The 15,196-nt window shown below is 59.4% G+C and carries 9 protein-coding genes and 1 pseudogene; 7 read left to right on the top strand and 3 right to left on the bottom strand.

Translation table 11 applies throughout. The features are described from left to right. The first annotated feature begins 21 nt into the window (after window positions 1-21). The 6 genes from recC to AC0IXS_RS10420 all read left to right on the top strand — a co-directional run bounded on the left by recC (window position 22) and on the right by AC0IXS_RS10420 (window position 11,726). Window positions 22-3,498 (top strand): exodeoxyribonuclease V subunit gamma, encoded by a 3,477-nt coding sequence (gene recC, locus AC0IXS_RS10445; protein ID WP_471824549.1) that lies wholly within the window; start codon window positions 22-24, stop codon window positions 3,496-3,498. Then, window positions 3,495-7,187: an exodeoxyribonuclease V subunit beta gene (gene recB / locus AC0IXS_RS10440; RefSeq protein WP_471824547.1), complete on the top strand. Its 3,693-nt coding sequence runs from the start codon at window positions 3,495-3,497 to the stop codon at window positions 7,185-7,187. The genes recC and recB overlap by 4 nt, the downstream gene beginning before the upstream one ends. Beyond that, complete coding sequence (gene recD / locus AC0IXS_RS10435; protein ID WP_471824545.1) at window positions 7,184-9,277, top strand: exodeoxyribonuclease V subunit alpha; 2,094 nt, start codon at window positions 7,184-7,186, stop codon at window positions 9,275-9,277. The genes recB and recD overlap by 4 nt, the downstream gene beginning before the upstream one ends. 182 nt (window positions 9,278-9,459) lie before the next feature. Then, window positions 9,460-10,098 carry a cysteine hydrolase family protein gene (locus tag AC0IXS_RS10430; RefSeq protein ID WP_137203533.1) on the top strand — a complete coding sequence of 213 codons (639 nt, stop codon included), beginning with the start codon at window positions 9,460-9,462 and terminating at the stop codon, window positions 10,096-10,098. A gap of 226 nt (window positions 10,099-10,324) precedes the next feature. Next, window positions 10,325-11,338 (top strand): isopenicillin N synthase family dioxygenase, encoded by a 1,014-nt coding sequence (locus AC0IXS_RS10425; RefSeq protein WP_057408032.1) that lies wholly within the window; start codon window positions 10,325-10,327, stop codon window positions 11,336-11,338. A 1-nt stretch (window position 11,339) separates the two neighbouring features. Next, on the top strand, window positions 11,340-11,726 hold the full coding sequence (locus AC0IXS_RS10420) for a VOC family protein (protein ID WP_137203531.1): 387 nt from the start codon (window positions 11,340-11,342) through the stop codon (window positions 11,724-11,726). 72 nt (window positions 11,727-11,798) lie between these two features. On the opposite strand, the gene AC0IXS_RS10415 is transcribed toward AC0IXS_RS10420, so the two are convergent. From AC0IXS_RS10415 to AC0IXS_RS10405, 3 genes and pseudogenes are all read right to left on the bottom strand, one after another. Beyond that, complete coding sequence (locus AC0IXS_RS10415) at window positions 11,799-12,218, bottom strand: hypothetical protein (RefSeq protein ID WP_057408034.1); 420 nt, start codon at window positions 12,216-12,218, stop codon at window positions 11,799-11,801. Further along, window positions 12,205-13,365 (bottom strand): polymorphic toxin type 44 domain-containing protein, encoded by a 1,161-nt coding sequence (locus AC0IXS_RS10410; RefSeq protein ID WP_137203530.1) that lies wholly within the window; start codon window positions 13,363-13,365, stop codon window positions 12,205-12,207. The genes AC0IXS_RS10415 and AC0IXS_RS10410 overlap by 14 nt, the downstream gene beginning before the upstream one ends. Window positions 13,366-13,536: 171 nt before the next feature. Beyond that, window positions 13,537-13,698: pseudogene (locus AC0IXS_RS10405) on the bottom strand (LysR family transcriptional regulator); the annotation flags it as partial. A gap of 128 nt (window positions 13,699-13,826) precedes the next feature. Here AC0IXS_RS10405 and AC0IXS_RS10400 point away from each other — a divergent pair. Then, entirely contained in the window at window positions 13,827-15,110 is a 1,284-nt protein-coding gene (locus AC0IXS_RS10400; RefSeq protein WP_240045215.1) for a tyrosine-type recombinase/integrase, read from the top strand. The last annotated feature ends 86 nt before the right edge of the window (window positions 15,111-15,196 follow it).

Genomic DNA, 15,196 nt, shown 5'->3' with positions numbered 1-15,196 from the left:
GTTATCGTCAAGGAAGCAAGCATGTCCGTTACAACCTCGCTGAGCGCTGGTTTCATGGTGGTTCACGGCAACCGCCTGGATGAGCTGCGCAGTCTGGTTGTTTCCTGGATGAGGCGTTATCCGCTGGCACCACTGGAGAACGAGATTGCGCTGGTACAGAGCAACGGCATCGCCCAGTGGCTGAAGCTGGCTCTGGCTGAAGATGCTCAGGACGAAGATCTCGGCGGATGCGGCATTGCTGCAGCCATCGATGTTCAGTTGCCCGGCAGTTTCATGTGGAAGCTCTACCGAGCGGTCCTCGGTCGAGATGAAATCCCCGAGACCTCCCTGCTCGACAAAGGCCCGCTGACCTGGCGCCTCATGCGTCTGTTGCCCGAACTCATCAATCAGCCTCACTTCGAGCCCTTGCAGCGCTTTCTGACGGCCGACACTGATCTGCGCAAGCGCTATCAATTGTCGGAGCGTTTATCGGATCTGTTCGACCAATACCAGGTATACCGCGCCGACTGGCTGGAAGACTGGGCAGCCGGACGTCATCAGTTGCGCAACGTGAGAGGTGAGCCCAAGCCGCTGACCGCTTCCAACTGCTGGCAGGCGGAGTTGTGGCGAGCACTGCTGCATGACGTCGGGGCAGAAGGCATGGCGCAAAGCCGTGCAGGCGTGCATCAGCGTTTCATCGAGCGCATCAGCACGCTGACTGAAGCCCCCGCCGGACTGCCCGCACGTGTCATCGTATTCGGTATTTCTTCACTGCCCGCCCAGGCGCTCGAAGCGCTCGCCGGACTGGCCCGTTTCAGTCAGGTTCTGCTCTGCGTCCATAACCCATGCCGCCATCACTGGGCCGATATCGTTGCCGATAAGGACCTGTTGCGTCATCAGTACAAGCGTCAGTCTCGTAAGACCGGCATGCCAATGGTGCTCGACCCCGAGGCCCTCCACCAGCACGCGCATCCCTTGCTCGCGGCATGGGGCAAGCAGGGTCGCGACTACATCAATCTGCTCGACAGCCATGACGACCCGCGTAGCTATCGTGCCTCGTTCAAGGACGAGCGCATCGATCTGTTCAGCGAAAGCGAACCCAGGAACATACTCAATCAATTGCAGGATGACATCCTTGAGCTGCGTCCTCTGAATGAAACGCGGGAGCTCTGGCCCGCCGTAGACGCTTTGAAGGACCGCTCCATCCGCTTTCATGTCGCCCACAGCGCGCAACGGGAAGTCGAAGTGCTGCATGATCAGCTCCTGGCCCGTTTCAGTCGTGATCCCGAGTTGCGTCCGCGTGATGTGATCGTCATGGTTCCGGACATCGACAGCTACGCGCCGCACATTCGCGCTGTCTTCGGCCAGATAGAGCGCGATGATCGTCGCTTCATTCCTTTCACGCTGGCAGACCAGGGGCAACGTGGCCGCGAGCCTTTGCTGATCGCTGTCGAACACCTGCTGAAACTGCCCGACAGCCGCTTTCCGGTCAGCGAAATTCTTGACCTGCTCGACGTCCCGGCGCTGCGCGCGCGCTTCCGGATTCAGGAGCGTGACCTGCCGACCCTGCATCGCTGGATCGAAGGCGCAGGCATCCGCTGGGGGCTGAACGCACCTCAACGTGCAGGGCTGGGTTTGCCGGATGCGCTGGAGCAGAACAGCTGGCACTTCGGCCTGCGCCGCATGTTGCTCGGCTATGCAGTCGGTGCCGGTGCTGCCTACGAAGGTATTGAGCCTTACGATGAAATCGGAGGGCTGGACGCCGCGTTGATCGGTCCGCTGGTGGCCCTGATCGATGCGTTGGAGGCCGCTCATGGCGAACTCTCGAAACCGGCCACCCCGACGCAGTGGGGTGCTCGTCTGCAAGCTGTCCTGCAACTATTCTTTGCCGCCGACAGCGAGCACGACGACTACCTGCTCGCTCAACTCGAAACCCTGCGCGAGAACTGGCTGGAGACCTGCGAAACCGTCGGCCTCATAGATGAGCTGCCTTTGACGGTCGTTCGTGAGGCCTGGCTGGCCGGGCTCGATCAGGGGCGGTTGTCCCAGCGCTTTCTGGCAGGCTCGGTCAACTTCTGCACGCTGATGCCCATGCGCGCGATTCCATTCAAAGTGGTCTGCCTGCTGGGCATGAACGATGGTGATTACCCGCGCGCCCAGCCGCCGCTGGACTTCGACCTGATGGGCAGCGACTACCGCCCCGGCGACCGTTCGCGACGTGAAGACGACCGCTATCTGCTGCTGGAGGCGCTGCTATCCGCTAGGGATCAGCTTTACATCAGTTGGGTCGGCCGCAGCATTCGTGACAACAGTGATCGGCCCGCATCGGTGCTGATCGGTCAACTGCGTGATCATCTTGCCAGTGGCTGGAAGCTGGCCGGTGAGCCAGATACAACCGGCAAGCTCGATGAGGGAGAACGGCTGCTGAAAGCGTTGACGCTGGAACATCCGTTGCAACCTTTCAGCGCCAATTATTTTCATGAAGGCACCGGCTACTTCAGCTTCGCCCGAGAATGGCGATTGCTGCACGAGACGGGGCTCGAGATACCTGTATCGCCGGGGCTAACTCCCCATGAGCAGGAAGAGCCGTTGACCATTGCCCAACTGCAGGATTTTCTGCGCAACCCCGTGAAGCACTTTTTCAGTCAACGTCTGAAGATCTACTTCGAAGTGGCCGAAGCCCCGCTCGCCGATGAAGAACCCTTCGTGCTCGACGCGCTGGAGCGTTACGGGCTCAGCGACAGTCTGCTCAACGCCGCCATGGCGCAGCCTGATGACATCGACAACGCCCTCCGGGCACAAGCGCTCAAGTTGCAGGCCAGCGGTCTGCTGCCACTGGCAGGTTTCGGCACCTGCATGCAGCAGGAGTTGATCGAGCCGCTGCCCGATGTACTCAGGCGTTATCAGGACCTGTTGACGCTATGGCCCGAGCCGCTAAGCAGTGCGCTGCCAATCAGCTTCAGCCATGGCGGTGTGAGCATCGACGGCTGGCTGGGCGGGCTGCATCGCAATGCGCGAGGCGAGTTGTTGCTGGTCACGGCGATTCCCAACAGCATCGGCTCGAAGAAAACCCGCAAGTGGCATCGGCTGATCCGGCCGTGGGTCAATCATCTGGTGGCGTGTGCCTGTGATCTTCCATTGAGCACCGCACTGGTTGCCAGCGATGAAACCCTGATGCTGGCTCCACTGGAAAAGGATGCCGCTGTCATAACCCTCAATCACCTGTTGATGGCCTGGCTGCGCGGTATGCAGCAACCGTTGCCGGTGGCCGTGAAAACTGCATTCGCCTGGCTGGGACAACCCTTGGACAAGGCCGAGGCCGCCGCTCACAAAGCCTATGAAGGCGACGGCCAGACCACCGATGGCGAGCGTCGGGAGAGCACGGCGCTGGCCCGCCAATACCCGGACTTCGATGCCTTGATGGACAGCGAAGAATTCGTCGGCTGGTGCGAAACACTTTACAAGCCGATCTACGACGCCTCGTGGCAATCGCTCTCCAGCCCGGAGGCCAGCGCATGAACGACATGACGCTTCCACTGGCCCTGCGTTTCCCGTTGCGCGGCAGTCAATTGATCGAAGCCAGCGCCGGCACCGGCAAGACCTTCACCATTTCGGCGCTGTACCTGCGCCTGGTGCTGGGGCACGGTGACGAATCCTCAGGCTTTGGCCGCGAATTGCTACCGCCACAAATACTGGTGGTGACCTTCACCGATGCCGCGACGAAAGAACTGCGCGACCGGATCCGTACCCGACTCGCCGAGGCTGCGCGATTCTTCCGTGACGAAATCGACGCGCCCGATGACCTGATTGCCGAGCTGCGTGAGCAATTCAGCGCCGAGCTCTGGCCGAGTTGCGCCAACCGCCTGGACATCGCCGCACAATGGATGGACGAGGCAGCGGTCTCGACGATCCACAGTTGGTGTCAGCGCATGTTGCGCGAGCACGCCTTCGACAGTGGCAGCCTGTTCACCCAGACCCTGGAAACCGATCACAGCGACCTGCTCGGCGAAGTGCTGCGCGACTACTGGCGTCGGTTCTGCTACCCCATGAGCGGCGACGCGCTGACCTGGGTGCGCGAGAACTGGAGCGGTCCTGCGGCGCTGTTGCCCCGCGTGCGCGGCCTGTTCGGACGTGAGCGCAACATCGGCACTCAAGAGCCTGCCGAGTTGATCGCCGCGTCCCTTTTGGAGCGTCGCGAAGCGCTGGCCGCACTGAAAGCACCCTGGACCGTCTGGACCGCTGAACTGCAGGCGATCTGCATGGACGGCGTGGCCCGCAAGATTGTCGACGGTCGCAAGATGCAGGAGCGCTACTTCAGACCCTGGTTCGAAAAACTGGCCGCCTGGGCCGCTGACGAAACGGTGGAGGCGCTGGACCTGGGCACCGGTTTCACCCGACTGACGCCCGACGGTATCGCGGAGGCATGGAAAAGCGATGCGCCTTCGCACCCGGCCTTCGAGGCAATGCTCGAACTCAAGGCGGCGCTCGATGGCCTGCCGAAGCCTGATGCCGCGGTGTTGCAGCACGCTGCGCAATGGGTCAGCGCGCGTTTTGAAGAAGAGAAGCGTCGCCGTGCGGAAATGGGCTTCGACGACATGCTGCTCCGGCTCGACAGCGCCCTGCACAGCGCAGGCGGCGAGCGGCTGGCGACCCTGATCCGCGAACAGTTTCCCGTCGCACTGATCGACGAGTTTCAGGACACCGACCCGGTGCAGTACCGCATCTTCGAGAGCATTTATCGTCTCGAAGACAACGACGAGCAGACCGGCCTGTTTCTGATTGGCGACCCCAAGCAGGCGATCTACGCGTTCCGGGGTGCCGATATCTACACCTACCTGCGTGCGCGTCAAGCGACGTCGGGCCGCTGGCACACGCTGGACACCAACTATCGCTCCAGCCATGCGATGGTCGCGTCGGTCAACCATGTATTCGAACGCGCCGAGTTGCGGCCGGAAGGGCGCGGCGCGTTTCTGTTTCGGGAAGGCGAAAACAATCCCGTGCCGTTCTCCAGAGCACTGGCCCAAGGCCGCAAGGAGACGCTGCAGGTGGACGGCGCAGCGCTCGCGGCATTGACGGTCTGGCATCTGGAAAGCGATCAACCGGTATCCGGCGTCGCTTATCGTCAACAACTGGCGGCCAGTTGCGCGAGTGAAATCGTGCGACTGCTCAATGCCGGTCAGCAAGGTCTCGCCGGGTTTGCCGCGCCAGACAAGGTGCTGCGTGGCCTGCGTCCCGCTGACATTGCCATTCTGGTGCGCGACGGCAAGGAAGCGCAGGCCGTGCGCAACGAGCTTTCGGCGCGGGGTGTGCGCAGCGTTTATCTGTCGGACAAGGACTCGGTGTTCGCCGCGCAGGAAGCCCATGATCTGCTGTCGTGGCTCAAGGCCTGTGCCGAACCCGATTCGGAGCGCACGTTGCGGGCTGCGCTGGCCTGCATCACCCTCGACCTGCCGCTGGCCGAGCTGGAACGCCTGAATCAGGACGAACTGGCCTGGGAGCGGCGCGTCATGCAGTTCCGTGGTTATCGCGCCATTTGGCGCACCCAGGGCGTGCTGCCGATGCTGCGTCGCCTGCTGCATGACTTCGCCTTGCCACAGACCCTCATGACCCGCACTGATGGCGAGCGCGTGCTGACCAATCTGTTGCACTTGTCCGAACTGCTGCAACAGGCCGCCGCCGAACTCGATGGCGAACAGGCCCTGATTCGTCACCTCGGCGACCATCTGGCGCTGTCCGGTCAGGCGGGTGAAGAGCAGATCCTGCGGCTGGAAAGCGACGAGCAATTGGTCAAGGTCGTGACCATTCACAAGTCCAAGGGCTTGCAGTATCCGCTGGTGTTCCTGCCGTTCATCTGTTCTTCCAAACCTGTGGATGGCAGCCGCCTGCCGCTGCAGTTTCACGATGCCGAGGGCAACGCGCAGATCAGTCTGCAGCCCACCGAAGCGTTGATTCAGCAGTCGGACGACGAGCGCCTGGCCGAAGACCTGCGTCTGCTCTACGTCGCCCTGACCCGTTCGGAACACGCCTGCTGGCTGGGCGTCGCCGACCTCAAGCGCGGCAACGCCAATAGCTCGATGCTGCACCGTTCGGCGCTGGGCTATCTGCTGGGTGGCGGTGCGGTGCTTGGCGAGTCGGCTGATCTGAAAGTCTGGCTGCGGGATCTGCATGCGGGCTGCGAGGCCATTGCGTTGCAACCGGTGCCCGAGCCGACCACAGACAGCTTCAGCGCGCCGCGCAATGAAGCTTCGCTGCTCAAGCCGCTGGTGCCCAAACGGCGTGCTGCCGAAAACTGGTGGATCGCCTCGTACAGCGCGTTGCGCATCGGCGACACGATCACCGCCGGTGCCGACCAGTCTCCGGACAGCCCGCAGGCGCAGAAACTGTTCGACGACGAACGTCTGGACCCCGAAGCGCCTCGCGACGTGCCGGTCAGCGGCGGCGACATCCATCGCTTTCCTCGCGGCCCTAACCCCGGCACCTTTCTGCATGGTTTGCTGGAATGGGCGGGCAACGAGGGTTTTGCGCAGACCGCCAACGACCCTGAGAGACTTGAAGATGCCGTCGCCCGGCGCTGTAACCGTCGCGGCTGGGAAGGCTGGATCAACACCCTGCGTGACTGGCTGCAACATGTGCTGAACATGCCGATGCGCCTGTCGCCGGATGCCACGCCGGTGGCGCTGGGCGAACTGGATCAACCCAATCAATATCGCGTCGAGATGGAATTCTGGTTCGCCAGCAATCAGGTCGACGTAAAGCGGATGGATGCCCTCGTGCGCCGTTTCACTCACGACAACGCGCCACGCGCCGCCACCGAAACCGTCTTGCTCAACGGCATGTTCAAAGGCTTCATCGACCTGACGTTCGAGCATGAAGGGCGCTATTACGTGGCCGACTACAAGTCCAACTGGCTGGGGCCGGACGAGACCGCCTATACCGAGCTGGCGATGGAAGCCTCGATTCTCGACAACCGCTATGACCTGCAATACGTGCTCTATCTGCTGGCGCTGCACCGACAGCTCAAGGCGCGGCTGGCCGACTATGACTATGACCAGCACATGGGCGGGGCGCTGTACCTGTTCCTGCGCGGCGCGCATGCGTCCACGCAGGGCGCTTATTTCATCCGGCCGCCGCGCGAGCTGATCGAAAGCCTGGACCTGCTGTTTCAGGGCAAACCCGTACCGCAGGAACTGTCAGGAGCCTTCGCATGACCCGCTCGTTCGAGGAGCTGTTGCCCACTGCGCTGAATGACGTCAGCCTCGCAGACCTGAGCCCGCTGACCCGTGTGCAGGACCTGTTGATCCTGCTGGAGCGCTGGGTCGAGCGTGGCTGGTTGCGCGCACTGGACCGCGCCTTCGTGGCGTTCCTCAGTGATCTCGATCCCCAGGCCGATCCGCTGGTGCTGGTCGCGGCCGCGCTGACCAGCCATCAACTGGGGCACGGCCATGTGTGTCTCGACCTTTACGAAACGCTGAAAGAACCCGATTTCGCCCTGTCGCTGCCGCCGGAAGGCGACCTGCAAAGCACACCGATGCTGTTGCCTTCGCAGTTGCTGGCGGCGCTGGACGGTGCTGCGTGGTGCCAGGCGCTGGCGGACAGCACTCTGGTGGCTCGTGCAGGAGACTCCAGCGTTGAGGCGCTGCAGAAGCCCTTGGTGCTGTCGGATCGACGCCTGTACCTGCGCCGCTACTGGACTTACGAGCGTCGGATCGCGGCGGCATTGCGTCAGCGTCTGGCGCAGGACGAAGCGCCTCCGTCAGATCTGGCGCAGCGTCTCGACACCTTGTTCGGCGCGGCCAACCCTGCGCCGGATGCAGTCATCGACTGGCAGAAACTGGCCTGCGCACTGGCCACACGTCGGGCGTTCAGCATCATCACCGGCGGACCCGGCACCGGTAAAACTACGACCGTGGTGCGCCTGCTCGCGCTACTGCAAGCGCCTGCGGTGCAGAGCGGCCAGCCGCTGCGCATTCGTCTCGCGGCACCGACCGGCAAGGCCGCTGCGCGACTCACCGAATCCATCAGCCAACAGGTGCAGAGCCTGGATGTCAGCGCCGAAGTGCGGCAGAAGATTCCTGCCGAAGTCACCACGGTTCACCGCTTGCTGGGCAGTCGTCCCGGCACGCGACACTTCCGTCATCACGCAGGCAACCCGCTGCCGCTGGACGTGCTGGTGGTCGATGAAGCATCAATGATCGACCTGGAAATGATGGCCAACCTGCTAGACGCCTTGCCGCCACATGCGCGCATGGTCCTGCTGGGCGACAAGGATCAGTTGGCCTCTGTTGAAGCGGGCGCTGTGCTCGGCGACCTGTGTCGCGACGCTGAAGAAGGTTTCTACAGCCCTGAAACCCAGGCCTGGCTGGAAGCTGTCAGCGGCGAGCAACTGGACAAGGGCGGTCTGCGCCAGGGCGATGCGCAACAGCACCCGCTGGCGCAACAAGTGGTGATGCTGCGTCACTCGCGCCGTTTCGGGCAGGGCAGCGGCATCGGGCAATTGGCGCGACTGGTCAACCAACAACAGGACCAACAGGCGCGGGCACTGCTGGCGGCAGGCAGTCACAGTGACGTTTTCGCACTGGCGCTGAAAGGCGAGCAGGACCTCAAGTTTGAACGCCTCGTGCTCGACGGTCTCGGCAAAGGCGAGCAGGGACCGCAAGGCTATCGGCATTACCTGAACGTCTTGGCCAATGAACGCCCGGCACAAGGTTCGACCCTCGACGACCCATGCTGGACGCTGTGGGCACGCTCCGTTCTGGAAGCCTTCGATTCGTTTCAACTGCTCTGCGCGGTCCGCAAGGGTCCGTGGGGCGTTGAGGGGTTGAACCAGCGCATCACTCACGCGCTGTTCAACGCCAACCTGATCGAAAGCGAGCAGCAGTGGTACGAAGGTCGCCCCGTACTCATGACCCACAATGACTACGGCCTTGGCCTGATGAACGGCGACATCGGCATCACCCTTCGCCTGCCGGAACGTGAAGGCGAAGACAAACAGGTCCTGCGCGTGGCGTTCCCGCGCAACGATGGCAGCGGCGGCGTGCGCTTCGTCCTGCCGAGCCGACTCAACGAAGTCGAAACCGTCTACGCCATGACCGTCCACAAATCCCAGGGCTCCGAATTCGCCCACACCGCGCTGATCCTCCCGGAAGCCCTGAACCCGGTGCTGACCAAGGAACTGATCTACACCGGCATCACCCGCGCCAAACACTGGTTCAGCCTGATCGAGCCACGCCAGGGCGTGTTCGAAGAAGCGCTGCGGCGCAAGGTGAAGCGGCTGAGCGGATTGATGCTGGGGCTTTGATGCTGGCTCATGGTTTAGCGCCGAGCCTGCGGGATGCACGCTTTTTTGTAGGAGGCGCAACCACGTCTTCGACGTAGCGCGACGGCGGTCTCTACGCGTCGTTCATCACGACTCACGCCCGGCAGCACGCTTATTGCTTGGTACGTCTCTCCAGCCTGTCAGGCTCAACCGAGATGAATCCAATGAGCAAACCCCTGGTTCAGTGGTCGATCAGCCCGCGCAGAACTGCAGTCATTGTTGTGGACATGCAAAAGGTCTTCTGTGAGCCCACAGGTGCGTTGTACGTAAAAAATACAGCTGACATTGTCCAGCCCATCCAGCGGTTGCTGGAGGCCGCGCGCGCTGGTGGGTTGATGGTGGTTTATCTGCGCCACATCGTGCGCGGTGATGGTTCGGACACCGGACGTATGCGCGATTTATATCCCAATGTGGACCAGATCCTTGCGCGGCATGACCCGGACGTTGAGGTTATCGAAGCGCTCGCGCCTCAATCGGGTGATGTGATTATCGACAAGCTGTTCTACAGCGGTTTCCACAACACCGACCTGGACACCGTGCTGCGTGCGCGGGATGTGGACACCCTCATCGTCTGCGGTACGGTCACCAACGTGTGTTGCGAAACCACCATCAGGGACGGCGTGCATCGCGAGTACAAGGTCATCGCCCTGAGCGACGCCAATGCGGCGATGGACTACCCGGATGTAGGGTTCGGCGCCGTTTCGGCTGAAGAGGTTCAGCGCATATCGCTGACGACGATTGCCTATGAGTTCGGTGAAGTCACCACGACTGCCGACGTCATTCAGCGTATTAAAAATGCTTAGAGAGCGTAGACAAGAGCGTGCTCAATTCTGGCCCGTTTTTCGTCATTGCGCCTTCAAACCATGCACTCCGTTTCAGACCATTTGATCCGGCCCGAGTGCATGAAAAGCTAACGTTTTGTATGCGTTATGAATTTCTCCAGTGGCATGGTTTCTGCTCTCGCCTCATTGACCTTCACCCCTGGAGGCGAGCCTTTTCCGAAACCTGTCAGCGAGAGGAATCAGCCACATGACTCTGCACTATGTGCCCATCGTTAACCTGGCCCCGTATTTTTCAGGAGAACCGGACGGCAAGGCAGCCGTGGCGCAGGCAGTCAATCAGGCGTGCGAGGACATCGGTTTTCTGGTGATCACCGAACACCAGATCCCCAACGAGCTTATCGACAGGGTCTCGCGTCTGACCCGGCAGTTCTTCGATTTGCCATTGGCCGAAAAGCGCAAGGTTGACCGACCCAGTCCGGAGATGGTGCGTGGTTACAGCGCGATTGCCGAGGAGAGCCTGTCGTATTCGCTGGAAGAAAGTGCACCGGGCGACCTCAAGGAGTCTTTTTCCATCGGGCCGAGCAACGTGCCGGATGAGGATTACTACCACAACGCCGAAGCGGGTTCGCACTTCGCCCCCAACGTTTGGCCTTCGCAAGAACTGCTGCCTGGATTCAAAGAGGCTTATCAAGCCTACTTCGACGCCATGAGTGAACTGGCTCAATCATTGATGCGCCTGTTTGCCCTCGCGCTGGAACTGGACGAGCAATTTTTCGACGACAGGATTGACCGTCATATCAGCATGTTCCGCAGCCTCAGTTACCCGGACATCAAGACCGAAGTCGAGGCAGGGCAATTACGCGCCAGCGCGCATACCGACTACGGCAGCCTGACCATTGTTCGTCCCGACAACGCGCTGGGCGGTCTGCAAGTGCGAAACCAGAAAGGCGAGTGGGTCGATGTGCCGTATGTCGAGAATGGTTTTGTCGTCAACATTGGCGACCTGATGATGCAGTGGACCAACGACCAGTGGATTTCCACGCTGCATCGAGTGGTCAACCCGCCGATGACCAGCGAGCACGACAACCGGCGTCAGTCGCTGGTGTTCTTCCATCAGCCCAACTACGACACCTTGATCGAGTGTCTGCCTGGCTGCCTGCCGTCTGGCGCCACGCCTCGGCATGCGCCGGTCACATCGGGCGATCACTTGCTGTCCAAGTTCGTCAAACAGACCACCTTTGGCGGCAGTAAGGTGGCCTGACATGAACTCACTGTCTTACGTCAACGTGTTCGCCCAGGACATCGTTCGCCTGAGCACCTTCTACTCGGAGCTGTTCGGCTTCCCCGAAATCGAAGCAATCAGATCGCCGATCTTCCGCGGACTGGACACGGGCAAGTCCAGCATTGGCTTCAATGCGCTTGATGCGTATGAGTTGCTGGGGCTGGACGAGTTCGCGGGCAGCACCGGATGCAAGTTCCTGCTCAACATCGACGTGTCGGAACAAACCGAAGTGGACCGGCTGGTGCCGCTGGCGGTAGAGCAGGGCGCCACGTTGATCAAGGCGCCGTATCTGACGTATTACAACTGGTATCAGGCCGTGCTGCTGGACCCGGAGCGGAACGTTTTCAGGATTAACTTTATGCTTTGAAACGGCGTTGCCTTATGTCCTGATGACGAACTCGATAACTCATTACGACAATCTGGAGGTTCCCATTTTGTCTTATGGACGGAAAGGGTCTGGTCTCCCAGAACACTGTTTCAGACGAGCAATTACGTCGGGCATCGTTTTGGCTGTGTCGATCCTGCCGCTGTCATCCAGATAGATGTCTATCGTACTTCCCCATTCAGGCGTGATGTCGATGCACCGCTTGAAACCCTTGTCAGTCCACCAATCGAACATCATGAAGAAGTCCTCATCAGGGAATATGTGGCTGAACTCAACGGCTGAACCGCCGTGCCTGATATCACCCCTGTGGATTCTGTCCTGAGTGTTCCAAACGTATCGAAACTCTTCCTTGCTATTCGGAGAGAAGTTGACCGCTACGACCGGGGAAGCAAAATACCAAAAAGCCACAGGAAGGATGAAGAGCAGAAGAATTATCCAGCGGCCATACCGGATCCTGGGTTTATTGACAGACATGTATTTGGACCCCTTTACCCCATGCCTGGGGCGGTACTGCAAGCACTTCGTCCATGATCATCCTGGGCGTGATGCCTCCGTTGGGATGTTGTTGATAGAGCTTCACCCCAATACTAATGGATATTCTGTCGGGAGCATCATCCCAGGCTCTCAGGCCCTCGACATCACCGGAGCGGTTCGGACCGGGTAGCTCCCACTGAGCCTTGGGCTTTGTAAAAACCTCCTCGACCTTCCGGCCGGCGTCTGAAATTATCTGCTCGGCTCCTGCCCCATCCAAGAGGACGCTTTCGGAAAACCCCCCGGCCATGCCTACATATCCGTAATGGACGTTGGACCAGATGTCATAAAAATAATCGTACTGACCTTGTTTGTGCCAGACACCACCCAATGTTCGACGAATGATCGGCTTGTGATCCCACGGGCGATTTTGACCCACTCGTTCTGTCCAGATGGCAAAAGCCTTTACTTGCATACCGGCCGCCATGCTGTAGAAATCCGGCCCGGGACCAAGGCGCAAGTAAAATGGAAGCGCCTCATACTCCTTCATCTTTGCGGCAGCATCGAAATTATTGAGTTCTCTCATCTGCCGAACTTCCGGGCTGTTGATGTTGGTGTTGATCTCGTCAGCAATGTAGGTCGCCAGCTCTTCCATCCTATCTGGATCTTTGCAGACGGCAGGTTCCACTTTTGGCTCAGGCTGCGTCTCTGGCTCCTTACCGGCTGTTTCAGGATCTACTAAAGCATCCGCCGCCAAGGCTTTTTCCTTGAGCTTCGGATCAGCCAACAAGGTCGCCATCTTTTCATCGTCCAAAGAGCCATCTGGCCGGAAGGCCCCCAGCGCCATGAAGTCAATGATCGTTGCACCGCCAGCGTCCCCCGTGACGAATCCACCACCGACGTCGATTGAGCCCGTGATGATTGTCCCTCCGTGACTGGTAGGGCTTCCCAGGTGAGCCATAGGACGACCATTCACCAGAATGGAAGGAAACCCGGCAGTAAGTACCGCGCCGCACCCGCAGGTATCACCGACACGGGCGGAGCCCATAAAATTGATATTGACGTCATTTGATGCCGAGGCAACAGGTGTTATGCCGTGACCGGGCATGGGGCAGAGGTGTTTGTCACCCAGCCGGGCAGAAGAAATCATGAATCATTCTTGCGTCTTTCGTCCCTTGGGACATAAAGCCAGGCTTCAGCTGACTCGCGGCAGGCTACTGCAAGCGAATGGATGAGTCAGTAGGACGAGTCCTAATCATGATTGGGCTGCCGACAAATCTGAATGGCAGTTTAAAACCGGTTGCACACGCTGCGTCCTGCCTTATTTGTTGCTGCCTTTGGAGGCTTGATCTGCAAACCGGAGTCCCTGCGTTTTGCCCAATAACACGTCCCGATTCATCTCCGTCACCTCCCGCACGTAATCCCACAACACCGTAATCCGCTTCAGCTTCCTCAAGTCCTCCCGGCAATACATCCAGAATTTTCAAGGAATTCAGGTTAACCCAATGAATACGGGGCTTAACCGATATGAACCTCTCTTCACTGCGATCTGCTGTCACAACCACTGTCACAAATCTGCTCGCTTCTCAGGGGCCGACCACAAGACTCGCTATGCCATATCACTACCGGCGCAACGGTATTTACTACCTTCGTCTGCGGGCGACTGGCAGCATCGCCGAGTCCGCTTCTGTCTCCCTCAAGACCCGCAACAGAAGGGCCGCTCTGGATGCTTCTGATCAGCTTTCGGGAATCATCAGGGCGTTCCACCGGGAGAACCCAAAGGCTCTATGGTCTGAGCTGAAGGAGCACTTCTTGTCGGTCTCGGCAGGGGTACTTGGCTCTAAACGCGTAGGGGAGTCATCGCATGCTTGGGGGGCGCTGCATGCAGGTGATGAGGATCGTTCTTCGAACCTTGAGGCTTTACCTTCCAGCTCTTTGCAACTGGTGGGCAGCGTCTCCTCGTCTCAATCGACGACAGTGCATGCGATGACTTTTGAGGTTCTGTCCGGTCTCTACATGGCTGATCGGGCAGGGGAGCAGAAGGCCAATACGCTCAGTAGCACCAAGTTCACGCATGGCGTTCTCTGCTCCGCGTTAGGGGCGCTGGACTTGAGGATGCACTCACGAGCAGACCTTGTTTCGTTGAGGGACCAGCTTGCTACTACGCGCAAACCCTCAACGGTTAATCAGATGCTAATGAAGCTCTCGGCTGTCCTGAATTGGGCTGTTGCGAACGGCCACCTAGAAAAGGCTTTCGACAAGAAACTCAAATTCACCAAGGGCTTAGAGTCGAACCGCAAGGCGCTCAGTCAGGGTCAGGTAGGTAAGCTGATGCAGTACGCTAACAATCTGCCTGAAACCTCATGGAAGCGCTGGCTGCTGAGTCTAGGCATCATCACTGGCGGGCGTCTCAACGAAATCTCCCAGTTAACCACGGGAGACATCCATACCCTTGCGTCAGGGATTACAGCCATTCACATCAATGAGGTAGGTGAAGGGAAATCCATCAAGAATAAACGCAGTGAACGGATGGTGCCTTTAACGGATGGTGCTTATGGATTCGACCTTGCAGCTTTCCTGAGGTATGTCGAAGCGTGCAGGCTCAGTGGGGCAGAGTCATTGGCGCAAATCGGTTACAGACCAGCAGGCGAGTGGGCTAATCAACAGGCTATCCCAGTGGCCCTTGGAGATACGTACGAGCGTGGCTTGGTGTTTCACTCTTTGCGTCATTCGCTGGCTTCTCTGATGCAGGCCAAAGGGGTTCCAACAACGTATGCTCAGGCAGTTATGGGGCATGCCTCTGGTACAATAACTTTCGACACTTATGGTGCCGGAGTTCCTGTTGATACCATCGCAAAAATGTTAAAGGTAATCTTATCGGATGATGGGTGTTGAAACTACACAGCGTCGCTAGCATCTTTGAAAAGATAGAGTTCGATTTTTATTTGCAACACCTAAGCAGTTGCCTTAATTTATGGCGA

Source organism: Pseudomonas sp. AC016 (assembly GCF_979253365.1).
This window is presented reverse-complemented; position numbering and strand designations above follow the sequence as displayed.